The organism is Sinomicrobium weinanense (assembly GCF_018863395.1).
Lineage (GTDB): Bacteria > Bacteroidota > Bacteroidia > Flavobacteriales > Flavobacteriaceae > Sinomicrobium > Sinomicrobium weinanense.
In genome coordinates this window covers 41,144-64,920 of sequence record NZ_JAHKRR010000004.1, presented here as the reverse complement: position 1 = coordinate 64,920, position 23,777 = coordinate 41,144, and the positions used below count along the sequence as shown (strand labels likewise).

Annotated in this window: 22 protein-coding genes; 8 read left to right on the top strand and 14 right to left on the bottom strand. The window is 45.3% G+C overall.

All coding sequences use genetic code 11. The annotated features are described in order from the left end of the window. Window positions 1–45 precede the first annotated feature (45 nt). Together KN811_RS12655 and KN811_RS12650 are read left to right on the top strand one after the other, a co-directional pair. The gene (locus tag KN811_RS12655) at window positions 46–1,818 is read left to right on the top strand and encodes a BatD family protein (RefSeq protein ID WP_187963512.1); all 1,773 of its coding nucleotides are present in this window, start codon (window positions 46–48) and stop codon (window positions 1,816–1,818) included. Between the two features lie 71 nt (window positions 1,819–1,889). Continuing rightward, window positions 1,890–2,663: a tetratricopeptide repeat protein gene (locus tag KN811_RS12650; RefSeq protein ID WP_187963511.1), complete on the top strand. Its 774-nt coding sequence runs from the start codon at window positions 1,890–1,892 to the stop codon at window positions 2,661–2,663. Window positions 2,664–2,779: 116 nt separating this feature from the next. Here KN811_RS12650 and KN811_RS12645 read toward each other — a convergent pair whose 3' ends face one another. Then, window positions 2,780–3,667, bottom strand: a complete 888-nt coding sequence (locus KN811_RS12645; RefSeq protein WP_187963510.1) for a cation diffusion facilitator family transporter — start codon at window positions 3,665–3,667, stop codon at window positions 2,780–2,782. A gap of 370 nt (window positions 3,668–4,037) precedes the next feature. Between KN811_RS12645 and KN811_RS12640 the strand changes: the two genes are divergently transcribed. The 3 genes from KN811_RS12640 (at window position 4,038) to KN811_RS12630 (ending at window position 7,030) form a co-directional block, all read left to right on the top strand. Beyond that, entirely contained in the window at window positions 4,038–4,349 is a 312-nt protein-coding gene (locus tag KN811_RS12640) for a hypothetical protein (RefSeq protein ID WP_187963509.1), read from the top strand. A 310-nt stretch (window positions 4,350–4,659) separates the two neighbouring features. Further along, window positions 4,660–6,303 (top strand): SulP family inorganic anion transporter, encoded by a 1,644-nt coding sequence (locus KN811_RS12635; RefSeq protein ID WP_187963508.1) that lies wholly within the window; start codon window positions 4,660–4,662, stop codon window positions 6,301–6,303. An 88-nt stretch (window positions 6,304–6,391) separates the two neighbouring features. Further along, a complete protein-coding gene (locus KN811_RS12630) occupies window positions 6,392–7,030 on the top strand; it encodes a carbonic anhydrase family protein (RefSeq protein ID WP_187963507.1) in 639 nt (212 codons plus the stop codon). Window positions 7,031–7,142: 112 nt separating this feature from the next. Here the strand turns inward: KN811_RS12630 and KN811_RS12625 are convergent, their stop codons facing one another. The 7 genes from KN811_RS12625 to KN811_RS12595 form a co-directional block, all read right to left on the bottom strand. Beyond that, window positions 7,143–8,660, bottom strand: coding sequence for a vWA domain-containing protein (locus tag KN811_RS12625; RefSeq protein WP_187963506.1), 1,518 nt, complete (start codon window positions 8,658–8,660; stop codon window positions 7,143–7,145). A gap of 316 nt (window positions 8,661–8,976) precedes the next feature. Further along, window positions 8,977–10,386, bottom strand: a complete 1,410-nt coding sequence (locus KN811_RS12620) for a DUF4403 family protein (protein ID WP_187963505.1) — start codon at window positions 10,384–10,386, stop codon at window positions 8,977–8,979. A gap of 182 nt (window positions 10,387–10,568) precedes the next feature. Then, window positions 10,569–11,156, bottom strand: coding sequence for a DUF6252 domain-containing protein (locus tag KN811_RS12615; RefSeq protein WP_187963504.1), 588 nt, complete (start codon window positions 11,154–11,156; stop codon window positions 10,569–10,571). Window positions 11,157–11,200: 44 nt separating this feature from the next. Beyond that, entirely contained in the window at window positions 11,201–12,739 is a 1,539-nt protein-coding gene (locus KN811_RS12610) for a hypothetical protein (RefSeq protein ID WP_187963503.1), read from the bottom strand. A gap of 129 nt (window positions 12,740–12,868) precedes the next feature. Then, window positions 12,869–13,645, bottom strand: a complete 777-nt coding sequence (locus KN811_RS12605) for a LytR/AlgR family response regulator transcription factor (protein ID WP_187963502.1) — start codon at window positions 13,643–13,645, stop codon at window positions 12,869–12,871. A gap of 64 nt (window positions 13,646–13,709) precedes the next feature. Further along, entirely contained in the window at window positions 13,710–15,497 is a 1,788-nt protein-coding gene (locus tag KN811_RS12600; protein ID WP_187963501.1) for a tetratricopeptide repeat-containing sensor histidine kinase, read from the bottom strand. A gap of 148 nt (window positions 15,498–15,645) precedes the next feature. Next, window positions 15,646–16,176 (bottom strand): CvpA family protein, encoded by a 531-nt coding sequence (locus tag KN811_RS12595; RefSeq protein ID WP_187963500.1) that lies wholly within the window; start codon window positions 16,174–16,176, stop codon window positions 15,646–15,648. Window positions 16,177–16,289: 113 nt separating this feature from the next. Between KN811_RS12595 and KN811_RS12590 the strand changes: the two genes are divergently transcribed. The 3 genes from KN811_RS12590 (at window position 16,290) to KN811_RS12580 (ending at window position 18,285) form a co-directional block, all read left to right on the top strand. After that, window positions 16,290–16,646, top strand: a complete 357-nt coding sequence (locus KN811_RS12590) for a hypothetical protein (protein ID WP_187963499.1) — start codon at window positions 16,290–16,292, stop codon at window positions 16,644–16,646. Window positions 16,647–16,820: 174 nt separating this feature from the next. Then, on the top strand, window positions 16,821–17,840 hold the full coding sequence (pheS, locus tag KN811_RS12585; protein WP_187963498.1) for a phenylalanine--tRNA ligase subunit alpha: 1,020 nt from the start codon (window positions 16,821–16,823) through the stop codon (window positions 17,838–17,840). 49 nt (window positions 17,841–17,889) lie between these two features. After that, window positions 17,890–18,285, top strand: coding sequence for a hypothetical protein (locus KN811_RS12580; protein WP_187963497.1), 396 nt, complete (start codon window positions 17,890–17,892; stop codon window positions 18,283–18,285). Between the two features lie 92 nt (window positions 18,286–18,377). Here KN811_RS12580 and KN811_RS12575 read toward each other — a convergent pair whose 3' ends face one another. The 6 genes from KN811_RS12575 to dut all read right to left on the bottom strand — a co-directional run bounded on the left by KN811_RS12575 (window position 18,378) and on the right by dut (window position 23,742). Then, window positions 18,378–19,013, bottom strand: a complete 636-nt coding sequence (locus KN811_RS12575) for a LysE family translocator (RefSeq protein ID WP_187963496.1) — start codon at window positions 19,011–19,013, stop codon at window positions 18,378–18,380. A gap of 26 nt (window positions 19,014–19,039) precedes the next feature. Next, complete coding sequence (locus tag KN811_RS12570; protein WP_187963495.1) at window positions 19,040–20,257, bottom strand: murein hydrolase activator EnvC family protein; 1,218 nt, start codon at window positions 20,255–20,257, stop codon at window positions 19,040–19,042. A gap of 39 nt (window positions 20,258–20,296) precedes the next feature. Beyond that, window positions 20,297–21,088: a lipoprotein insertase outer membrane protein LolB1 gene (gene lolB1 / locus KN811_RS12565; protein ID WP_247716494.1), complete on the bottom strand. Its 792-nt coding sequence runs from the start codon at window positions 21,086–21,088 to the stop codon at window positions 20,297–20,299. A 53-nt stretch (window positions 21,089–21,141) separates the two neighbouring features. Then, window positions 21,142–22,074, bottom strand: a complete 933-nt coding sequence (locus tag KN811_RS22015; RefSeq protein ID WP_187963494.1) for a tetratricopeptide repeat protein — start codon at window positions 22,072–22,074, stop codon at window positions 21,142–21,144. 134 nt (window positions 22,075–22,208) lie between these two features. After that, entirely contained in the window at window positions 22,209–23,219 is a 1,011-nt protein-coding gene (locus KN811_RS12555) for a sugar phosphate nucleotidyltransferase (protein WP_187963493.1), read from the bottom strand. Between the two features lie 88 nt (window positions 23,220–23,307). After that, window positions 23,308–23,742: a dUTP diphosphatase gene (dut, locus tag KN811_RS12550; RefSeq protein WP_187966064.1), complete on the bottom strand. Its 435-nt coding sequence runs from the start codon at window positions 23,740–23,742 to the stop codon at window positions 23,308–23,310. Window positions 23,743–23,777 lie beyond the last annotated feature (35 nt).

Genomic DNA, 23,777 nt, shown 5'->3' with positions numbered 1-23,777 from the left:
GTTTGCGGACATTGCCGTACGCTATTCAAAGTGATTTAAAAAACTATGGGAATTCAAAAAAACATATTCATATTATCTGTACTGCTGTTGTTCTCTTCCCTCTGTTTTTCCCAGGAGAAAGGCGTTCAGTTCGAAGCCAAGGTAAGCAAGGAAAAGCTGGGGGTAAACGAGCGGTTGCGTATTGATTTTACCATGAACAAGGACGGGGACAATTTTACGCCTCCCGATTTTAATGGTTTTACGGTGGTCATGGGACCCAACCAGTCTGTAAGCCATTCCTGGATCAACGGTAAACGCAGTTTTTCCAAAACATATTCTTATGTACTGGCACCCGTGGGCCGGGGAAAATTCTCCATAAAACAGGCCACTATCGAAATAGACGGCAATATCTATAAAACCCTTCCCGTAACTGTGGAGGTCACTGCCGCCGTAGCCAATAGCGATAATAATGCAGAACAGGGAAGCTACGAAGCCGACCTGCACCTGGTTGCAGAGGTATCCAACTCCAGCCCTTACCTCAACGAAGCCATAACCGTGGTTTACAAACTCTATGTAAGCCCGGACACCAATGTGTCTGACTTCCGTCCCCTGGACAACCCGACATACAACAATTTCTGGAATCAGGATATTGAGATTAAACGGCTCGAAGTCAAGAACGGTACGTACAAGGGTAAACCCTACCGTTATGTCATTCTCAAACAGGTGGTATTGTATCCTCAAAAAGAAGGAAAACTCACCCTGGAACCACTTTCTCTCGATGTCACGGTAGATGTCCCCACCAATCGCAGGGACTTTTTCGGGAGCCGCCTCTATACACAGACACATAAGACCGTTTCTGCCGGGAACCGTACGATTAACGTCAAATCTCTTCCGCAAAAGGGAAAACCTGCGGATTTTACCGGTGCCGTGGGCAAATTCAACTTTAAGGTAACCTCTTCCAAGAAGGACTTAAAGGCTTCCGAATCCCTTCAGTTGAAAGTAGAAGTACAGGGAAAAGGTAATTTTAAACTATTCTCCCTGCCCAAGATAGACCTGCCCAGCTCCATGGAAGTATACAACCCGGAGTTCAAGGAGAACATATCCACTTCCCTGTCCGGAATGTCCGGTTCGGTCTCTGACAATTACACCGTGGTTCCGCAGTTTAAAGGCCAATACCCCATTCCCAGCACCTCGTTTTCGTATTTCGACCCGTCAACCGGATCGTATAAAACCATACATTCCGAACAGGCAGTCATAGATGTACTCGAGGGCCCTCAACCAACCGCTTCCTCTACGGCAGCTCCCGGGAATACCAAACAAAGTGTTGTTGCAACGGGAAGTCAGTTCAAATTCATAAAACTCTCTCCTTCCCTCCGCTCCATGGAAAAAGAGGACTTTTTCGGGTCCGGTATGTTCTACACACTGCTCCTGGCCCCATTCCTGCTTATTCCCCTTGCGGTGTTTGCCATTAAAAAGAAACAGGAGGTGTCGGCAGACGTACAAGGCAACAGGATACGCAAGGCCAACAGGCTGGCCAAGAAATATTTGTCCGAAGCCAGGAAGGCACTGGGCAAAAAAGAAGAATTTTACGTTGCACTCGAAAGGGCCCTGCACAATTACCTGAAAGCAAAAATCCACATAGAGACTTCGGAATTCAGCAAGGAAAAGATCACTTCCATATTGGAAGAAAAAGAAGTGGACGGCCAGAATGTGGAAGGGTTTATAGGCCTGCTGCAAAGTTGTGAACTGGCCCGGTACACCCCGGCATCGGAAGTGGCCATGCAGCAGGATTATGAGAAAGCGGTCTCCGTGATCTCCAGGATAGACAAACAAATTTAGGCAAGGCCTTTTAAACAGGGTCTTACGCCCTGTAAAGACGCACGGCCGTGCGTCCCAAACGAGAATATATTATGAAACAGTTTTTTATCAATATCATCCTCATATTTCTCCTGGGTTTTTCCGGATTCTCACAGGGCAACACGGAAGTTTCTTCCGAAAAGCTCTTCGAGGAAGCAACTTCCCTGTACAACGACGGAAAGTATGAAGAAGCCGCTGAGAACTACCGGGCCATTCTGGACCAGGGGGAGCATTCTTCTGCGGTATATTACAACCTGGGAAATTCCTATTACAAACTGAAGCGTATTCCCGAAAGTATCTATTATTACGAAAAGGCCCTCCAACTGTCTCCCAATGACAAGGACATCAGGAATAACCTGGCCTTCGCCCGGAACATGACCATAGATGCGATAGAACAGGTACCACAGACGGGAATGTCGAAGTTCTGGGAAAATTTTGCCGGGAATTTTCATTACAACACCTGGGCCGGGATCGCTGTCTTCTTTGCCTTCCTGTCGGCCCTGTTGTTCCTCTTCTACTATTACCTCAGTTCGTCCGTCAAAAAACGGATCTTTTTCGCAAGCAGTATCCTTTCAGTAATCTGCCTTTTGTTTTGTGTTTACGTGGCCTATGACAGGTATCAGGAAAGTGTGAACACGAATTTTGCCATCATTTTTGCAGAAGAAGCCCGGGTAAAATCGGAACCAAACTCCAGGAGTGAAGAGGCTTTCCTGCTCCATAGCGGCACCAAAGTACAGGTCTTGGAAACATTGGACGACTGGAAACACATAAAACTCGCCGACGGAAAAACAGGCTGGTTACGGCAAGGCGATATGAAAGCGCTTTAACATGGCGGAGGGCTGGTTTTTGCCAGGAGGTAGTAACTGAGTTACGGTACGGAGATAATCGAAAAAAACTGTTCCCGATACGCCTGAACTGACGATCCCGGACTCTGTTAAAGGATTTATACTGAATTAAGGTTCTCTTCATAAGGTTCTACATGGATAAGTATATGCTCGGTATCGGGCATTGCTTCCCTAATGGCGTCTTTGAGGTCATGGGCCAGCTTATGCCCTTCCCTTACCGTGATCTCGGCATTTACAATAGCATGCAAGTCTATATTGTATTTCATCCCTGTCTTTCGCACATAGCACTTTTCGGTGGCCATGATACCGTTTACCTTCCCGGCGATCTCACGGACCTGCTTTATACGGTCTTCATACAGCTGTTCGTCCATGACCTCCCCCAAGGCCGGCCGGAAAATGAGATAACTGTTATATACGATAATGCCCGATGCAAAAAGTGCAGCCCAGTCGTCGGCAGATTCGTATCCTTCCCCGAGCACAAGCGCTGCAGATATTCCGATAAAAGCAGCCACAGAAGTTATCGCATCACTCCGGTGATGCCAGGCATCTGCCTTCAGGGAAGAGCTCCCGGTCTCTTTGCTCCTTTTAATGACCCGGCGAAACGAGATCTCCTTCCACAAAATAATAACTCCCAGTACAATAAGCGTATAAGGTTCCGGCAGGCCGTGTGGCGTGTCTATATTTTGTATACTCTCATAGGCAATGATGGTAGCAGAGATCACCAGGAAACCTACGATCACGAAAGTGAGCAGTGGTTCGACCTTTCCGTGCCCATAAGGGTGGTTATGGTCTGCGGGCCGATTGGCATATTTCAGTCCCAGTAATACCAAAAGCGAAGAAAACACATCGGTTGTAGACTCTATGGCATCGGCGATAAGGGCATATGAGTTTCCAAAAATACCGGTAACCCCTTTTACAACAGCAAGGACAGCATTGCTCAGTATACTGAAATAAATGGTTTTTACTGCTGTCTCTTCCCTGGTCATTTATCTTATTTTGAACAAATTTATAACATCTCGTAAAAACAAGGCGATTTTCATTTCCTTTTCCCACAAGCATTTTCAGCAATGAAATAAGGCCCGTCATCCCTCATTATACCTTTTACAGGACCTTCTTTACCCTTCCCTGCAAAGGGCAAAACAGAAAAACTCCTTATTCAAAATTCCTCCAAAATCATAAAATCAGCACGATAACGGAACACAAAACACTAATTATCAACATCGTGGATATCATCACAAATTATTATTAATCCATTAAAAACCCTTTAAAAATCATTGTTTTAAATGTTCCTTAACATTCATTTCAAAAAATCCTGTTATTTTTGCCATTGAATACGATTTTAAAAAACGGAAATCTTTGGTACTTAACAAATCGACATACAAAAGTATTGCCGCTTCTTTTTTGGTACTGTTCGGGATATTTCTGATCACTCCCGCCATCGTGACCATTATAGAAAAAAGTGCCGATGTCTCCATCTTCTATTCCGCGGCCGAAGAGGAAAATCACGGGTGTACAAAAGTTGTAGACGACCGGATCATAAACAGTATATACGACTCTTCGTTTGTACTGTCTTCTCCCTTATACGAAAGGGCTCCAATGGAATATGTGGAAGATCTGTATACTTCATACCAGGCAGACCAATTTTGCCCACCTCCTGAATTGTCTTAATCACTTCTTATTTAACAGATCCTTTTTTGTGGTCAGGTAACAAACCGTCTATATGACCGGTCCTTGCTATCCATAGCCATGCCTTTAATCCATTATACCCTCTGTGTTTTCACACAACGGGCCCGGGGATTATCATCAAATGCTTTTAGGAAACTCTTACAAGCACAGCCTTTGATCTGTTTATTTTCTGAAACACAGACCTATGACCAATAAGTCGGGTATACTCCTGTTACTTGTCATTGGTGTCCTGTTCTCATGATTTTTTTGATAAAACATAATATAAATACTCCATCTTTTAAAAACTGATTTTATGAAAGAGAAAACGTCATTATTTGCAAATCTTAAATCGGATTTTGCGGCGGGACTTGTGGTCTTCTTAGTGGCACTGCCCCTGTGTCTCGGAATAGCCATGGCCTCTGGCGCACCATTGTTTTCCGGGATCATATCCGGTATAGTAGGGGGTATTGTGGTAGGGTACCTCAGCCAGTCGCATGTCAGTGTTTCCGGTCCTGCCGCAGGATTGACCGCCATCGTGCTCGTAGCGCTAACGGACCTGGGCGCCTTTGAGGTCTTCCTGACCGCGGTAGTCATCGCCGGCCTTATACAACTCGTACTCGGTTTTATCAAGGCAGGTACCATATCGAACTACTTCCCTACCAATGTTATTGAAGGGATGCTGGCCGGTATCGGGGCTATCATATTTCTGAAACAGGTGCCCAAGGCACTCGGTTCGGATGTAGAGATAGGTTCAGGCCTGGCCATATTCACCGATCTTATCGCGTCTTTCGGGGATATAAAACCCGGGGTCATTGTGGTTACCCTTATATCCCTGGCCATATTAATTGCCTGGGACAAAGTAAGTTTCCTAAAGAAAATAAAACTCCTGCCCGGAGCCCTGGTAGCCGTAATTGCGGGTACACTTATTAACGAAGTATTTATCATGTCCGGAAGTTCTCTGGCGGTTTCGGGAAACTATCTTGTAAACCTGCCGATCCCCACTTCGGCAGAAGAATTCAAAGGAATGATCTCGCTTCCCAGCCTCGCTGCCGTAACCAATCCGGATGTCTGGGTAGCTGCCATAACCATAGCCATAGTGGCTTCTATTGAGTCACTGCTCAACCTGGAGGCTTCGGTACGGCTCGACCCGCTTAAGCGTTATGCCAGTGCCAATCGTGAACTTAAGGCCCAGGGTATAGGGAATATGGTATGCGGATTTATAGGAGGCCTACCCCTTACCACCGTGATCGTAAGGACATCAACCAATATCAATGCCGGTGGTAAAAGCAAGACTTCTGCCATACTGCACGGTATCCTTTTATTGGTCTGTGTACTGGCCATCCCGTTCCTGCTCAACAGGATACCCCTGGCTACTTTGGCGGCAGTGCTGCTCATTATCGGATATAAGCTGGCCAAGCCCGCTACCTTTAAGCATTTCTGGCTGAAGGGTAAATACCAGTTCATCCCCTTTATAGCCACTTTCGGTGCTGTTGTCTTTACAGACCTACTGAAAGGAGTGGCCCTGGGAATGATCATCAGTGTCATATTTATCCTGAAAGGAAACATCAAAAGGGCATACTTCTTCCGCAAGAAGGAATATAAAGACGGTGACATTATACACATGGACCTGGCACAGGAAGTATCTTTCCTGAACAAGGCAGCCATTAAACTTACACTGAGCCACCTGCCGGAAAATTCCAAAGTGATGATCAATGCCTCAGACACGGTTTATATTGCACACGACATCCTGGACCTCATCCATGAATTCAAGACCATTACCGCCCCGGAAAAGGACATACAAGTGATCCTGACAGGTTTTAAGGATGCCTACCGAATGGATAATGACGATGAAGCCGCCAATCATGTATCTGTGGAACACGAAGAACTGGTGGCACACCGTGGGAACAACAGTATATCGCATAAAGAAGTCATTTCCGAGCTGATCAATGATAAATAAATATAACATGTGGGGGAAGGGTACCGGAGGACAGGTAACAGTTGTGCATCCGTCACCGGTTGTCCGTCCCCCGTCCAAAAGCAAATATATGAAAGCACATACTGCAGAAACACAGGCCACAGTAACTCCGGCAAAAGCCCTTGAATTTTTAAAAGAAGGCAATCAACGTTTTATAAAAAACCTGAGAGCCAACCGGGACCTGCTCGAACAGGTCAATGCCACCAAGGACGGGCAGTTCCCTTTTGCCGTAATTCTCAGCTGTATAGACAGCCGTACTTCGGCAGAACTGATCTTCGATCAGGGCCTGGGCGACATTTTCAGCGCCCGTGTAGCCGGAAATGTTATCAATGAGGATATCCTCGGCAGCATGGAATATTCGTGCAAGGTAGCAGGGTCCAAACTGATCGTTGTCCTGGGACATAGTAAATGCGGTGCGGTTACCAGTGCCTGCAAAGGTGCAAAAATGGGTAATATCACAGCCCTGTTGAGTAAAATGCAGGATTCGATAGGAGAAGTGAACAGGGAGAAACCGAATGCAGACGCTTCTTCTCCCGAATTTGTAGAAGCCGTAGCCCATCACAACGTGATCCATACCATGGATGAGATCCTGAAACGAAGCTCTGTACTGAAAGAAATGTTCGATGCCGGAGAGATCGGTATTGCGGGGGCTTATTACAATGTAGACTCCGGGGAAGTGGAGTTTATCAAGGAAGTTCTGCACGATTAACCGGCAGATTTATTCGGATTCAGATCAATGATACCGGTCTAAATACAAATTGTAGTGCTTAAAAAACCGTCAGGCAAGCCCCCCTGACTCTGCCCGACGGTTTTTATGAGCGCTACTGTACAGTAAAGTTCCGTTCGGTTAGCAGCCCGTTGTATTCAAGTTTCAAGGTTACCGTATTTCCCGATTGTACATCACCACTGTTTTTCAGAGTGGCGATATACTGGAAAACGATACCGGTTTGTATAGATTCAAACACTTTTAGCAATTCTACTTCCGCTCCTTCATCATCAACAGATACTAAACCTCCGCCGGTCTCTTCACCGAGGCGCTGAAGATTCTCTTCAGCCTGGGAGTTCCCTAAGCCCAGGGCAATGGTGTATACCGGAATGCCCAGGTTGTTCGCCTTGTCTATGGCTTCCTGGAGGGCAGTCGAGGAGGCATTATCCTCACCATCTCCCAGGGTAACCACAGCCTTACGCACAAGACTGCGTTCTGAAACGGCATCCAGGCTATAAGAAACAGCATCCCAAACGGCTGTGGCGGAAGGCCACAGATGATCAGAAGATATAGTGAGAGCAGGAGTGTCGGAATGGGGCGGACGCTGAATTCCCCCATAGCCGTCATACGGGTTTTGATAGATGAGGTTATAGGGACTTAAAGCATCTACTACCAGGCGCAGGTCTTCTGCTTTACTTGTAAAGCCGCTTTCGGAAAAAGTGTAATTCACCTCTGAGCCGCTACTGTCCTCAAAAGTAAAATTTGATGCGAGATATTCGTCATTTACCGGCCGTACGGTACCGTCGAAATAAATAATAGCTGTTTCATCGTCATCCCCTTTTTCATCCAGGAACAGATGGGCGCCATCGCGGGCCAGGTGATAGCGCGTATAGTTATCGCCATTCCCGTCCTGGTATACACCGGTTTCCATAGAACCGCTAACATCTATTGCCAGTACCACGGTAGCAGCTTCCCGGGTTTGGGCAGCCACTGTAACCGATTCTAACGGGATGTCATTGTCTCCTGTGGCAAGACTGAATTTAGATGCCGGAATACCAATCACTGGCCGACCGGATACATCGTCAGTCACTACAAAACCGAAACGGCCGTCTGATTGCCGGAACAGCGAACGTATCTGGTATTCAGCTGAGCTCTTTATGGTACTCACTACGGTGGGTTCTTCACTGCCTGCAAAGGCCTGTATCTCTATTTCAACAGGCCGGAGGCCATCGGGTTCTGCTCTCGCCAAGACAGCTTTTTCCGGAACAGCTCCTTCGAACATCCCGCAACCGTCGGTTGTAAGTGTTTCAGAAAGTTTATTGCCGTCTTCGTCAAACAACTCAATCACAACCCCTGAAAGGCGTACATACCCGGCCGGCACATCTCCGGGACAATCGTCCCTGTGGGCCACCTGCTTCGTTAAAGGCCCGCGACGCGCACTAACCTCATTCAGCCGGGCCCCGGCTTCCGAAGTGCTTTCCGGGGCAAGGAGAATTCCGCTAATATCTTTTTCGCTACCCGATGCATGGTCATCATCATTATTACAACCGACGAGCCCTATTGCCACAGCCAGCAGAACGATAAATAAACGGGCTTTTTCATGGCCCGATAATAAGTGTTTGGTATTCATCATATCATAATTTAAAGGTCTTTACCAAGATTTCAGAGACTGTCTCAATTTTAACTGAATTCAAAAATATGAGGAGTTTGACAAAGAGGCAATCCCTAAAAAAAAGTATTTCTCTCTACTGGTTTTCAGGTATTTTCCGGAAAGAGAAAGCCTGTCTAAACTGAATTAAAAAGGCTGGTTTCAAAAAAAGTAGTACGCCTCCCCGATTCCCGGTATATAGGAACAGGCGTTGTCCGGCTTCGCCAAATCTTTGGTTTCAGGGCCCTACCGGACTGATCGGGCCATCGGGATAGGATGCTGAAACCAGCTCGACGGGATGTTATTCCAAACCATCAACAGTAACAGAGACCTTTCCTTTAAGTTTTATAAAGGCCACCATGGCAGTGTCTGACAACTGGATCTTGTCCAATATTATTTCCTGAACAGACCCGTTAACAAAAACACCTTTCATAGGGGAGTAATTCTCAAGGTAATGCTCTACGTTCTCTTTGCCCTCCATTAAATTGGGTTCTATGGAATACCTGCATTTTTCCTGTAATTGAAGTAATACGCGATTGCCGGCCAGCCATTGCGCCGATCTTAACAGGGCATTTTTTGTATCGAGTACATAATCCAGTTTATCAAAGTAGACTTCTTTGGTGATCTCGTTGTATTGCGGATAGCCTGTTAAATAAATAATACCGTTAACACTTCCAGTCACATCCAAAGCAATAATTATTTTACCGTCCTTTTGCCAGATATCAACACCTCTGACCACAACTTTCTTTCTCCCTTCTCCAAACTCATAGCCTTTAAAATTCCTGGTCAGGATCCGTGAGGCATCCTTATACGTCGATATGGCGGCTATACTGGCCGTAACGGATTCGGGGATTCTGCCCACGGGTTTCAGAACGATCTTTTCCCTGTTGAATTTCGGTTGGGGCTCTTTTCCGATAATGGTCTCCATGGCACACTTCATACCCATTTTAAAGGTGATAGCCCCATCCTTTAAAACAGCATCCGTAGTGTATAATTCTTCCGGGATAATCCGCAACCAACTCTCATAGGTCTCGCTCATCTGAAACGGGGTACATATTTTTTCCAGGGCATCCAGTACATTGGGTTTAAAGTCCAGCGATTCCCTGATGGCATGGTCTATACTTTCTTCAACAGCAGGCTTTAACAAAGAAACTGCCGGGTTAACCAGGCTGGTAATCGGGACCTTTTGCCCCATGACATTCATGCTTGGCTTTTCATTCCACACCAGGGATTTTAACCTCGTATTCGTCCTTAACTGCCAATTAAAGAGCCCGACATCACTAATAAAGGTAATGGTGCCGCTTAAAGAAATATTCCTGATATCTTCCAGGGGCAATCCGAATTTATTGGCGCTGAACCGATAATTTATCAATGCTTTTAATGGTAATACGGTTTTTAGCTTTCCGTTTTCGCTGGTTATGGAAATGGCCTGCTCTTTCCAGACCTTCATTTTAAGGTCGTCGTCTTCAAAGTTCTTATCTTCATAGATAAGCCCCCCGAACGAATTGTTCGTTATCCGTTCTACATCTTTTAGTTTTATGGTGACAGGAAGGTTTATAAACGAGTATGTATTTTCATAAACCAAAGGAGCTGCTTTACCGGGCTCGGGCTTCAGGGTCGCTATTTTTTTTGATGATGAACAGCTCACCAGGCTCGAAAAAAATAACAAAAGACATAAATAAAATGCTCTTGTACGCTTATGATCTTTCATTGACAGGCAAATTTAAGGTCCTCTGAAAATTGCTGTCTAAAGATAGAAAAATCAGCATAAACCCATAATGTATTCAGGGTAAACGCATCGTATACAGAAAAGATTGTGCTTCGACTGCACGGTTCCTATGACAAGGTGGTAATCGGTGATCGGTAAACAGTAGGTAGTTGGTCAGCAGAGGTTCACTCCATCGTAGCTCCCATTGCCTTATAAATACCAATTTCCTTAAACTCGCCCTTAAGTACTTTTATTTTTCCATTGGATTCCTGTACGGAAAATTCATATTTTCCCGAAATGGTATTGGGGTTTCCTTTAAGATCGAGGTCAGAGATTGTAACGGAACCTTCTTCCGCCATCGCATCGTCAAACAGTGCTGTACATAACACTTCTTTCTTCTCAATCTCTTCGCCTGCTGCTGCCCGTTTCATATAATTACCCGCCTCATAGGTCCCTTCCTTGAGAGTGGCCACTTTAAAGTGAATCTGAATATGCATATCCCCCTCTTCTGAAGAAGCCTCTAACATTAAAATGCGCTTTGTGTCCTCACTTGCCATCAGCGTGGCATTGAATCCGGAACTATCATATTGCTTTCCATCAATTTCTATACTAAAGGAGCCATTTTCTTCTGTGCTTTTGGCAACCTCTTCATGTTCTTCAATTTCTTTGCTCATTTCTTTTATTGCCTTTAATCCCTCTTTCTGTTCTTTGTTTAAACAAGAATTGAGGCCAATAACAGCAACGAAACTGAATAAAACGGATCTTTTTATCATTGTTCTGGTTTTTGAATTAAAATTTGCAGCAATCTATAATTTTATTATTCCTTGTACTCACTCAGACCAATTCTTTGCTTATTGGTATTGCCCGGCTGCGCAACATAGGAAGGAAGATCCGGTGACTTGGCATCATTATCACCATCACCACATCCCCCTCTTAAGGCACAAATAGAGTTTATCCACATATCCATAATCATCTTAAAGTGATTTCTCATCCAGTTAGATCTCCCCTTAATATCTGTTGGATTCATAGCCACCTTGATACCATCGTAAATTCTTTTATTTATATCCGCTTCATTCAGGTATTCTTCCGTGGGCTTAACATCCGTGAACTCTCCTGCCTCATCCAAATATCCTTTATATTCTTTATATTGATCCACCCATTTTTTCAGCTCCTGATACCTTCCCTTGATCTGTTCCCAGGTGGGTTTTTGAGCTTGCTGTATGGAAAAATCAGGGGTAATGTCCGGCATGTATGGTCCATGTCCTTCAAAACCCGGTTGTTCCCTTTCTCCGGGATTAGGTGTCTTTTCCATGACTTCGGCCAATTCTCCAAAAGATCCGCGGAATATCCATGCACCATTTTCTATGACCTTACGCTGTCCGGGGTCCTGCCCTACGAAAGTAATGCCCTCTATTTTCCATACCGGCACATTTATCTGGCCATATGGAAATACGGTTTCGCCAACGCTATCATTATATTGAATTTGTATAGAATTTCCCTCATAGGAAATCGTGGTCACCCTTCCTTTTTCATCTTTAACAATATCCAATTGGGCAGGCCGGTATAGTTTTATGTCTGTCTCACTATACCCCCTGGAATTGCTCCGTAGATAAAAGCCCCGACCTATATAAGACCAAATTCCCTTATCAATAATTTTACTGCCGGAACCCATGGGAGCCACACCGGTCTTTACGGCAATGGCTTCCAGTTCACTGTATTGCATCTGTGCCGATTGCATCCTGTCCCGCAGCGACATATATGTATTTGTAAGAGACTTTATCTCTTCGGGAAGGTGCTTACCGGCGATCTCCTTTACATTTACCTGCAAGGTCAATATTTCCCTGGCGGTCAATAAGGGTTTTACCCGGGACTGAAAATCCAGGGGATAATCAGAAAATTTCGCTCCTGCTTCTATCCCCCAAATAAGGGTCTGTACATCCGACTGGGGTATGTCGGGAAAATCAACAGATCTTTTTAAAATAGAATTTATAATCCCGGCTTTTAGTCCTTTAAGTTTAGCTATCTGATAACCATCTCCCTGAGTAGGCCCGTATACTCCTGCCTTCAGGCAGTATGATCTTACAGTAGCCTTGTAATAACCAGGTTTTAACTTGAAGCTGGTTATAGTGTTGGCCATTTCCGGATCAAAAAAATCCTCATCAAACCAATTGAATCCATACAAAGTATCGTTTATGGACGTGGTTATAGCAGAACCGGGTTTCCATGCATGAGGGTCCACTTTGGCGGTTATTTTCCGGACCTTTTTCATTACTTTTTTCAATATTTGAGCCTGGCCGTTCAGGGATAATAAACAACAAGCCATCACAACAAATATCATCCTAAACGAACTGTTCATCGTGTAAATCTTTGGGTTCTGTCTCGTAAAATTAGCCGATATATCCCATAAAAACACAGCACCTCCAATTGTTTTAGTATTTGAAATGCCCTGATGAGTAATTACAAGGAATTTCCGAGCATTCAATTTTTACAAAGAGTCAAAAAACAAAAGGACTCCTGCCTTTTTACTTTTGGAAACAGGGATATGGGATCCATTATTTAAAACAAGATGCTCTTCTTTTTTGCGGTACATAACTACATGAGCAAAATTGACCAGATAAGATTGATGTACACGCATAAAACCAAGTGGAGACAGTTTTTCTTCAAAAACTTTTAATGGCTGTGAAACCACTATCTTTTTATCCGGCTCCAGAGAAAAAACCGTATAATTATTGTCTGCCTGTGCATAACAAATATCCTTTGTTTTTATGACATGAATCCGGTCGGAGGTTTTCAGAACAATCTTTTTTTCCGGGCTTCTTTCTTTCCTGTAATTTTGAAAAAAGGCCTCCAATTGCAGATAGTAAGTTTCCTGTTGCAATGTTTCGATCACTCTTTTCACCGCAGTCTCTATTTCTTTGGGAGTAACGGGTTTGAGCAAAAAATCCAGGGCGCTGTACCGGAAGGCCTCTACGGCATAATCGGCATAGGCGGTAATAAAGATCACCTTAAAATCGTGTTCTCTTTTACCGTAAATTTTTTCCAGCAGTTCAAAAGAATTACCATCCGGGAGATTGATATCCAGAAAGAGGAGTTGCGGCTGTATGGTATAAAACACCTCTTCCGCTTCTTCCAGGTTTTCTGCTTTGTATATATGCAATCCCTTAAATTTTTCAGTCAGGACGGAAGCGATGAATTCTCCCGACCGATCGTCGTCCTCTACAATCAGACAAGTGGTCCCCGTATGTTTTATTGAACTTTTCATGCACATTTTGCTCTTTTGCGATAAAATCCGGCCTGAAAGAATGTCCTCGTTTTCTTTGTACAGATCATTCCCAGAGTATCGGCAGGTCTATAAGCACCCTGGTTCCGGGAAAATCGGTATCTTCCCGGAAAGGTGTTATCTCCACGTGTATCTTCCTTTCACTTCCCTTATTGAATTCGCGTATTCTCTTATTTACGATCTCCATTCCCATGGAACGGTGAAGGGCATCTGCATTTTGTTTTCGTTCGGGATCTATCCCTCTTCCATTATCGCATATCTCAACCTGTAACATATGCCCTGCTTCTCCGTTTTTTATGCCTACCTGTATTTTTCCTTCCGGAACACCTTTCACTCCGTGGATCACGGCATTCTCTACAAAGGGTTGTACCAGCATTACCGGAATATAATACGCATCTGTTTCTTCCGGCAGCTCTTCCGTGATCTCGAACATAAAACTGTGGTCTGAATTCAATTGTTGAAGATGAAGAAAATTGTGTATCATTTCCATCTCTTTCTCCAGTGAAATGGTTTCCCTGTCTGAGCTTTCCAGTACGGACCTTATAAGTTTGCCAAAGCTGCCCAGATATTCTACCGAGGTTTCCTTTTCATTCTTAAAGATAAAATTCTGTACGCTTTGCAGGGCGTTAAAAATAAAATGCGGGTTGAGCTGTGTAAGCAGAAAGCGCTGTTGTATCCTGGATTTTTCCAGGGCCTGCCGGGTTTTGTTCTGTTTTATCCACACGTATATCAATCCCGCAAACAACAGTAATAATGCCAGGGAAGCAACCACCAGGATCTTTTGCCGGTTGATGAGTTCGGCCTGTAATTCCTTTTCTGCCTGCAAATTATCTATCTGAAATTGCTTTTTATCCGATTCATATTTTTCGGTGAGTTCGGCCACTTTTGCCCGGTAGTCAAGTGCGGCCAGGGAATCTTTCAGTTCGTTATAGGCATCAAACCAACGGAGGGAACCCCGCAGGTCTCCGGTTTCCCGGGCAAGGTTTGCAAGGTTGAGCAATAGTTGTAGCCGGTATTCGCCTTCAGCTTCTTCAAGAGCCCGACGATAGTATTCTTCTGCTTTGTCTGTCCGCCCTGATTTTTGCCAGGCATATCCCAGGTTATTCAATGTAATCATCGGGCTGCCCAACCCCAGGCTATCTCTTATTTTCAGGCTTTCCTCCCCCGCTTTTATCCCTTCCTGCCATCGCCCCTGGTCCGTGTATCTTTTTACCAGATTACCCAGCATAACAGCTTTCATCATGGGCTGGCCAAGCTCATCAGCCAGCATAAGAGTTTCATTGACAAGAGCTTCCGCACGATCAAAATCCTCAAGGTCCATACACAATGAAGCTAGATTGGCCAACAGGTTAAGCCGTATCAAAGTCTTTTCTCCGACAAATTCAAGAGCTTCTTCCAACAGGTCTTTTGCCTTTTCAAATTCCTTAAGCCTTGCATAGAGCGCTGACATATTGGAAAATACTTTGGCCACATCGTCAGGATATCGGTCCTTGTTTATATAAGCCAGGCTGGTATGAAAGTATTCCAGCGCCCGCCCGTTCTGATTCTGATAAAGAGCTACGGCCCCCAATCCATTGTAAAGACGACCTGTATAGAGAGAGTCACCCTGTTTTTTAGCTATGGACAAACCTTCTTCAAAGTGCTGTTGCGCCGGGGAAAAATCCCTTTTCTGCAAGAACCTGCTCCCGGTTATATACAGGCTATCCAACAGGTTTATTACATCTGTTTGCGGAGCTTTGGAAGAGGCCTCCTGTATAGGTGCGGCGTAACCGATGTGAACGGAAAAAAATAATATCCATATAAAAATACATGGAGTTCTAAACAAGAGGTACATATAAGTTGCCTGGTATTGATTGGTTTTTCAAAATTAACATTTATTAACATACCAGACAATGAGAAAGGCACATCTCATATCCCTTTTTTACGGTGCGTTATTGAGAAGACATTCCTGTCGTACAGGGATGTACGCATATTAACGGACTTTAAGGATCAGGGTCCGATAGCTCCCAACCGAGACCGAGATTTTCATCCTTATTTTCAAGCACCAGGTGGAACACGGCCTCCCCAATCTCTTTAACGGGTGTATACAACACAGAGGTCCTCTTCTTTTCTGCATCCACAAAGCTCATTACATTGTCGGTAGCATCAAAAAAGACCAGGAGGGCCCCTATGACCACCACTACTTTCAATCCGCCGAAGAGACCGCCCAGGACTTTGTTGAGCAGGCCCAATGCTGCAAAATCAGCAATTTTTGTCAGGAGTTTTCCGGCGAGAGATACCACTATGATCACCACACAAAACACAAGGATAAAAGCGGCGAGGTTGAGGTATTTCTCATCCCAGTCTACATAGTTTTCCAGGTAATCCCCGGCTATATACGAAAAGTGTATGGCAAAATAAATTCCCAGGATCAGGGCTGCCAGCGAAGCTATTTCCACAAAAAGCCCCTTGAAAAGCCCGCGTACAAAGCCGAAAACGATAAGTACCCCGATCGCTATGTCTATATAATTCATGCTGTTTTATCTTGATCGTGATATCAAAGATATATAAATGATTTACGAATTACGATTTTTGATTTACGATTTGCTGCATCACTTTGTACATTTGCAATACTGAATTTCAAAACATGACTAGAGACGAAAAACTGAAAGAGCGCTGGGATATCCTGGTAAAAAAGCTGTCCGGAAAGTTTGCCGATGGCGATACCCTGGACCTGGACTCTATTATATATCTTATCGGCGTACAGGAACTGGGGCAACTGGGCCGGAAATTCAAAAAGGACGACAAGATCAACCTGATGCACATTGCCATATGCAGGCTTCTGGAACCTTATGGCTATTATGAATTTGACTATATCGACAAGGACGGCTGGCCCCATTACAACACCAAGGAGCAACTCCCTCATTTAAAAGCAGGAGAGCAATCGGTTTTGATGAAAGAGGCCATCGTACAGTATTTTATGGAGAAAGAATTTATAAAATAAGTAAAAAAAAGTAAATTTGCTCTCTGTTAAGGCGGGATGGCAACTTTTCGTATTCCAATGAAATCGGCGGTTGTCCCCGCTTCAGAGGAAAAGGGGGGGCTGTCCTTCGTTTTTTGCTGGTCCCGAAGGGGAGAAACCAGTAAAAATTGCCATATTCATAAAAAAAGTTGCTCCATGATAGACAAGATTAAGGAATACATTACCGAGGTAGAGCAATTTACCTCTTCGGATAAAGAAGAAATAGAAGCATTCCGGATCAGGTATCTCGGCAAAAAAGGGGTGCTCAACGATTTCTTTGCTGCTTTTAAAAGTGTTCCCAACGGAGAGAAAAAGGAATTTGGCCAGGCTGTGAACCACCTTAAAAACGCTGCTCAGGAAAAGGTAAACGCTTTAAAGGAAGCCCTGGAAAGCCAGGCAGACCAGAAAAGTATTTACGGTGACCTGACACGCCCTGCGGAGCCGATTCCCCTGGGGGCACGCCATCCGATCTCTATCGTTAAAAACCAGATCATCGATATTTTTTCGCGTATCGGTTTTAATGTTTCCGAAGGGCCTGAAATAGAGGACGACTGGCACAACTTTACCGCCCTGAACCTCCCGGAATACCACCCTGCAAGGGATATGCAGGATACTTTCTTTATCCAGACCGATCCGGATATCCTGTTGCGGACACACACCTCGTCAGTACAGGTGCGCTATATGGAGGAACACAAACCGCCAATACGAACTATTTCTCCTGGCCGGGTATACCGTAATGAGGCCATTTCGGCGCGTTCGCACTGCTTTTTTCACCAGGTGGAAGGACTTTACATCGACAAAGGCGTTTCTTTTGCCGACCTGAAACAGACCCTGCAGTATTTCACCAAGGAAATGTTCGGAAAATCGAAAATACGCCTGCGGCCTTCCTATTTCCCGTTTACGGAACCCAGTGCCGAAGTGGATGTATACTGGGGCCTAGAAACGGAATCGGACTATAAGATCACCAAGGGCACCGGCTGGCTGGAGATCATGGGATGCGGTATGGTTGACCCTAACGTATTGAAAAATTGCAATATAGATTCCACTGAATACTCTGGTTTTGCTTTTGGTATAGGAATAGACCGTATAGCGATGCTGTTGCACCAGATACCGGACATCCGCATGCTCAGTGAGAATGATGTACGCTTTCTGGGGCAGTTCAAATCCGTTCTTTAAGGGCGCGATTGTCCGAAGACTTTTTATCCAGGATAAACATTTTCCCGTTATGAAGAAAGACATAGAAATCCCCGTTGTCAAGGATGTATATGTTGCCGTGGTCAGGGAATGGAATGAAGAATTCCTCTCCAAAGACTGGAATGCCTATATCATTAACAACCAGAAAACTCCCATAGAAATGGTATTGGTGGTTTCCAGGGGTTATGACGGGGACACCAGGACTTCTGTAATGCGGCACGGCATAGGGGTAGTGGGTGCAAGGGATTTTGCCAAGATAGAGCTGGTCCAGGAAGAGGTTTTCGGGCTTCACAACGAGTTTTACGTCACTTTCTTCTCGGAGGGCAAGCTGTATGAAAAGAAATACCTGTTCTCCAAAAACACGATCCGGGAAAGCGCCCTGACCGACCTACCTGTTATGGAACAACAAGGCATACTGGCCAAATAATATAGCCGGCTACAAAAACCTGATTTTGTTCGATCTTCTTTGTTGCGCAGATGGGTGAAGATTTTATTCCTTTTTGGCGGAAAAGAGGTGTTTTACCTGGCTTTTGTAAATGCCATTTTTACGGCAAGTCCGGTAAGCACACTAGCCATAAACCAGCGCTGAAACTTTGCCCAGGAGGGATTCCTTGAAAACCATACCGACATCCGGGCGGCAAAGATGACAATCAGAAAGTTTACTGAAAAGCTGATCAACACCTGTACAACGCCTAACTGGAAACTCTGTGTGAGGACTGAACCGTATTCCGGTTTTATGAACTGCGGGAAAAGAGACAGATAGAAAACTGCCATCTTTGGATTCAATACATTGGTGAGGAAACCGACATGGAACAATCTGATCTTTGAATCGTTTTTTAGCGTACGGTCTGCACTAAAAAGATCGTTTTTCCCAGATTTTACGGCCTTATAGGCCAGGAACAACAAATATCCTATCCCGAGCACCTTTACAGTCAAATAAGCATAGGGAATGGCAAAAAATATGGCCGTAAGGCCAAAAGACACCATAACGATATGAAACAGGAAACCACATATCACTCCGAAAAGGGAAATGACCCCGGCTTCTTTTCCCTGTGAAAGGGAGCGGGATATGAGATAGACCATGTTGGGCCCCGGGCTCATTACCATGATCAGGGCAGCGAGAGCAAATAGCAAAAGGGTGTCGGTTGGTAACATGATATCTTTTTTTCAGGTTGTTTGTATCACATCCTGTAAATCCATTGTTCCGGATTCAGGCGATTGGTATCCCTGTACAGGAAAAACTTGAGTTCGGTCTTCCCGGTAGAAGGGCTGGTAAATATTTCTCCGAGCTGTGTTTTTGCAGACACTTTCTGTCCTTTTTTCACATAGATCTTACCGAGGTTGTAATAGGTTGTGATGTAATTTCCATGTCGTAGCTGTACGGCCTTGTTAGCCCCGGGAACGGCGATAATGGCCGACACTTCCCCGTCAAAGACAGCCCGGGCCTTTTCTCCTCTCTGGGTGGAAATGATCACCCCGTTGTTAAAGTTTTTTACCGCGGGATAGACCGGATCGGAATACTCTCCATACCCTTTGCTCTTCACTCCCTTTTCTACCGGCCATATCAGCTTGCCCTTGTTGGCAGAAAAATTATTGGCGATGACCTTGGCTTCCGGGGTCAGTGCAAAGGTGGCATTACTGCTGCTTTTCCCTGCTTTTTTGTTAGATTCGGCAATGGCTTCCCGGATCAGTTTTTCTATCTGCCGGTCTATGGCTTTTGTCTCCCTGCGTTTTTTGGTGATCTGGGAATTGTATTTCGATTCCTTTTTCCGGATACTGGCAATGAGCGCCTGTTGTTCCTGCCTTTCTTTTTCCAGGGCCTGCTGTTCCTTCTTGTTCTCACCGATCAGCACTTCTTTTTCCTTGCGCTGGGCTATAAGGCCTTTATTGAGCTCCTGGAGCTCTATGGTCTTAGCTTCTATGGAACGCCCTTGTTCTTTCCGGTAATCGGCGTATTGCTTCATGTATTGCAAACGCTTATAAGCCTGGAAAAAACTCTCGGAAGAGAGCAGGAACATCAACCTGTTTTGCCTGGACTTGCCCTTATAGCTGCGGCGTATGGTCCCGGCATAATCTTCCTTTAAGGTGCCGAGCTCTTTTCTCAGATCGGCTATCTTTTTCATATTGTTGTTGACCTGGCGGTTGAGAAGATTGGCCTGGCGGTTGGTCACTTGTATGAGTTCCTGTCGTACCCTGATCTTCTGGTTGAGGTCTTCCACCTCGGTAACCACATTCTGCCGTTCCTTTTTCTGCTGAGACAAAAGGGTGTTGATCTGCCTTATTTCTTCCTGCAAACGGGCTCTTTTGGCCTCCAGTTCTTTTTGCTCCCTGTTCTGCGCATTTGCAAAACTGCAGAACAGAAGGGTCATCAACAGTAAAAAAATGCGTTCTCTCGTCATGCAGATCATCATTTAATATATATCCAAATCCGGGTTATTTTACAGTTCTCCTTTCAGGTTTATTTCCTTGTATCCCTTTGGGATGCTGTAAGGAAATCTTACTTTACGGTTAAACTCTATGTTCCTGTATTTTATATCGATCCTGGTTTCCTTACCGTTCTCGCGCGCGCTGATCCCGATCTCTTCAGGAAATATCTGCTCTGCCACCTGCTGATAGGTCTTATATTCGATATCCAGTTGCCTTCCGGCCTCCGGTTCGGATAACAACTGCCGCCCTATTTTGAAATTGGCGGGCTCCACCTGAAACAATACTTTGAGGAAATCCATATCCTTAACGGGCTTTAACTGGTAGTTATTGTTCACAACCAGGGAATTATAAGAATCGTCCCTGAGATTGAACATAGCCTGGCCCAGCAACATGTTCTGCACTTTTTCGAAATCCAACTCGGTGCCCAGAAGATGGCTCAGATAGGTAAAGTCGCCGTCGAAATAGCTATTGTCTAGCTTGTTGTAAAAGCTCACCCTTTCGGGAGTAATGTACACTTTTGCCAGGTTCATGGTAGCACTGAGCCATATGGCCTTGTCCTTTTCCATCCGGAAACTCAGGTTAACACCCTGGGAGGAAGAGCCATTATCGTAATTCACATGCATTCTTCCGACAACAGTTTTAAAATCCAGCTCGTTCTTGTAATGCCTTTTGATGATCTGCCTTGCGGGGAGGTCGCGGACGGCCTCTCCTTCGGCTACGGCCCTGGTGCTCTTACACGACTGCATCCATACCATGGCTATTAACATCAACAGCACAAATGGCATCCTGTGTATATATCTCATTTTATCCGTTGCTATTTTCTGCCTTTGTTGTGGGGGCACAATGCATCGTGCCCTTACGGTTTTATTTTTTGGGCATATTCATCTGCCTTTTTGTTATTTCCCAGGGAATTATAGGCGATGACAAATTCCCGGTATATGTTGTTCTCCAGTTCGGTATTGTCAATCAGGTAATCCAGGGCTGTTTGCAGGGCACTTATGGCTTGCTTGTGTTTTTTCAGGCGGTTAAGGGCATGGGCTTTGTTATAATACAAACCAGGTTGCGACGGGTAGATCTCCAGGGCACCTTCGGTAATCTTAAGCACTTCATCGTGGTTAAAGAGCTTTTTATAACTTTCTATTTTGTTGTATATCTCCTCCAGTTCGTTTTTCTCTCCGGTATTTTCGTTTTCGGCCACTTCTGTTGGTCCGGGCTCCTGTTGTAACCGCATTCGTGTTTGTATCCACACTTTTTGTCTTTCCCGTTGTTCCGACTTTCCCCGCTCTCCATCCAGCTCCTCGATCAGGGCCAGGGCCTGCTCATATTTTTCGGTGTTGATATAAATGCGGACCAGGTTTTCCTTGTATTTGCCGTTGGCTTTTGCCAGCCTGTGCCCTACTTCTATGGCCTTATCCGTATTGTTTTGCTTTTCGTATACACTGAACAGGGCGTCGAGATACCATATTTCCGGGTTCTTTTCCACCGCTGCGAGCAGATAAGTCTCTGCCTGATCGTATTGCCTTAACATCAGGTGATTGCGGCCCAGTTCATAGTCTACCACATCGTTCTCCGGTTCCAGTTTCTTGCATTCCAGCAGTTCGTCTATGGCCTTTTCGTAATTTTCTATTCCCTTTTGCTTCAGGGCTTCGAAAAAGTGCTCCTGGAACGCATCGGAATTGGATTCAGTGGATATTTCGGCGCTTTCTGCCGTCAAGTCAGGTTCCTGGCCGTAGCTCCCACACAGGGAGTACAGTCCGAAAAACACTGCTATGAACGTCTTTGTTCCCACTTTTCAAATTTATGGATTCTCAAGAACTGTACCAGCCCCCGAACGATTATTTCTTTATTTTCGGACCGGGAACCGGTTAGCAGGTTGAAAACTGGCAACCGGACAACTCGTGACTGGCAACCGGTAACCGGACATTATTCCAGTACCGAATAATCTCCTATGCTTACACTGGTAAACTCACCGTCGAACCTCGCGTGATTTCCGATCATGGCGTTATCCAGTTTTGCATTTTTGAGAATGACACGAGTTTGTACCAGGCTGTTCCTGATCTCGGCATTCTCTACAAAACATCCGTCCCCCAGCGAGACATACGGTCCTATCTTCGCGTTTTTCAAGACTACATTCTCTCCGATATAACAAGGCGGAATGATCTCGGAATTTTCCAGGTCCACGGTATCAGACACCAGCTTCTCACTATCTGTTTGCAGAAAACCGAGCATCCTGGTGTTGGTTTCCACGGTAACGTTCTTATTGCCGCAGTCCATCCATTCATCTACCTTACCGGGCACGAACTTCATCCCCTTTTCCATCATGGCCTTTATGCCGTCATTGATCTGGTATTCCCCGCCGTTGATAATATTGTTGTCCAGAACGCCCTGGAGTTCGGTCTTGAGCACTCCGGCGTCTTTAAAATAGTATATCCCTATAACTGCAAGGTCAGAGATAAACACTGTGGGTTTTTCCACCAGCCCGGAGATCTCTTTTTCGTCGTTGAGCTGTACAACCCCGTAGGCTTCGGGATTTTCGACCTGTTTTACCCAGATCACGCTGTCTGCGCTTTCATCCAGGGTAAAATCGGCCTTGAACAGGGTGTCTGCATAGGCAATGACACAGGGCCCGGAAAGCGAATCGGCCGCACACATAATGGCGTGGCCTGTTCCCAGGGGCTTATCCTGGTAATAGATGGTCCCCTTTGCCCCGAGTTTTTCGGCTATGGACAACAGCGTGTTCTCTATTTCCTGGCCAAAGTCGTCCTTGATGATAAAGGCCACTTCTTCGATATCCTGTTTCAGGACACCTGCTATGTCTTCCACCAGGCGTTGTACAATGGGTTTTCCCGCAATGGGGATCAATGGTTTCGGGACGGTCAACGTGTGCGGACGCAGACGGGACCCCCGACCTGCCATAGGTACTATTATTTTCATGTGTGTGTTGTGTTTTTCGCCGGAGGCCATACCAAAGCCCGGCTATTATTATATCACTCGTGTGTTTTTATATTTTCTTTATTTCCGGTTACTTAACCCCGGTACTTCCGAAGCCTCCTTTTCCCCGGAGGGTGTCGGACAGCTCTTCTGCTTCTTTCCATTCAGCCCTTTCGTGCCTGGCAATGATCAGTTGCGCTATGCGTTCTCCGTCTTCGACCACAAAATCCGTGTCGGAAAGGTTCACAAGGATCACACCTATCTCGCCCCGGTAATCGGCATCTATGGTGCCCGGTGCATTGAGAACCGTGACCCCTTTCTTTGCAGCCAGCCCACTCCTGGGACGTACCTGGGCCTCATATCCTACGGGTAGCTCTATGTAAAGACCTGTTCCTACTATGGCCCTTTGCAGGGGTTTCAGGGTAACGGGTTTATCGAGATCGGCACGGAGGTCCATTCCGGCAGACGCTTCAGTTTCATAGTTAGGTAACGCATGTTTGGACCTGTTCATTATTTTTACAGTCATTTTTTTATCATTTTTTAACCGGGTATGGCATTCAC

Coding starts and splice junctions, on each gene's coding strand:
- KN811_RS12655 (WP_187963512.1), top strand. CDS start 46: ATGGGAATTCAAAAAAACATATTCATATTATCTGTACTGCTGTTGTTC.
- KN811_RS12650 (WP_187963511.1), top strand. CDS start 1,890: ATGAAACAGTTTTTTATCAATATCATCCTCATATTTCTCCTGGGTTTT.
- KN811_RS12645 (WP_187963510.1), bottom strand. CDS start 3,667: ATGACCAGGGAAGAGACAGCAGTAAAAACCATTTATTTCAGTATACTG.
- KN811_RS12635 (WP_187963508.1), top strand. CDS start 4,660: ATGAAAGAGAAAACGTCATTATTTGCAAATCTTAAATCGGATTTTGCG.
- KN811_RS12630 (WP_187963507.1), top strand. CDS start 6,392: ATGAAAGCACATACTGCAGAAACACAGGCCACAGTAACTCCGGCAAAA.
- KN811_RS12625 (WP_187963506.1), bottom strand. CDS start 8,660: ATGATGAATACCAAACACTTATTATCGGGCCATGAAAAAGCCCGTTTA.
- KN811_RS12620 (WP_187963505.1), bottom strand. CDS start 10,386: ATGAAAGATCATAAGCGTACAAGAGCATTTTATTTATGTCTTTTGTTA.
- KN811_RS12615 (WP_187963504.1), bottom strand. CDS start 11,156: ATGATAAAAAGATCCGTTTTATTCAGTTTCGTTGCTGTTATTGGCCTC.
- KN811_RS12610 (WP_187963503.1), bottom strand. CDS start 12,739: ATGAACAGTTCGTTTAGGATGATATTTGTTGTGATGGCTTGTTGTTTA.
- KN811_RS12605 (WP_187963502.1), bottom strand. CDS start 13,645: ATGAAAAGTTCAATAAAACATACGGGGACCACTTGTCTGATTGTAGAG.
- KN811_RS12600 (WP_187963501.1), bottom strand. CDS start 15,497: ATGTACCTCTTGTTTAGAACTCCATGTATTTTTATATGGATATTATTT.
- KN811_RS12595 (WP_187963500.1), bottom strand. CDS start 16,176: ATGAATTATATAGACATAGCGATCGGGGTACTTATCGTTTTCGGCTTT.
- KN811_RS12590 (WP_187963499.1), top strand. CDS start 16,290: ATGACTAGAGACGAAAAACTGAAAGAGCGCTGGGATATCCTGGTAAAA.
- pheS (WP_187963498.1), top strand. CDS start 16,821: ATGATAGACAAGATTAAGGAATACATTACCGAGGTAGAGCAATTTACC.
- KN811_RS12580 (WP_187963497.1), top strand. CDS start 17,890: ATGAAGAAAGACATAGAAATCCCCGTTGTCAAGGATGTATATGTTGCC.
- KN811_RS12575 (WP_187963496.1), bottom strand. CDS start 19,013: ATGTTACCAACCGACACCCTTTTGCTATTTGCTCTCGCTGCCCTGATC.
- KN811_RS12570 (WP_187963495.1), bottom strand. CDS start 20,257: ATGACGAGAGAACGCATTTTTTTACTGTTGATGACCCTTCTGTTCTGC.
- lolB1 (WP_247716494.1), bottom strand. CDS start 21,088: ATGAGATATATACACAGGATGCCATTTGTGCTGTTGATGTTAATAGCC.
- KN811_RS12555 (WP_187963493.1), bottom strand. CDS start 23,219: ATGAAAATAATAGTACCTATGGCAGGTCGGGGGTCCCGTCTGCGTCCG.
- dut (WP_187966064.1), bottom strand. CDS start 23,742: ATGACTGTAAAAATAATGAACAGGTCCAAACATGCGTTACCTAACTAT.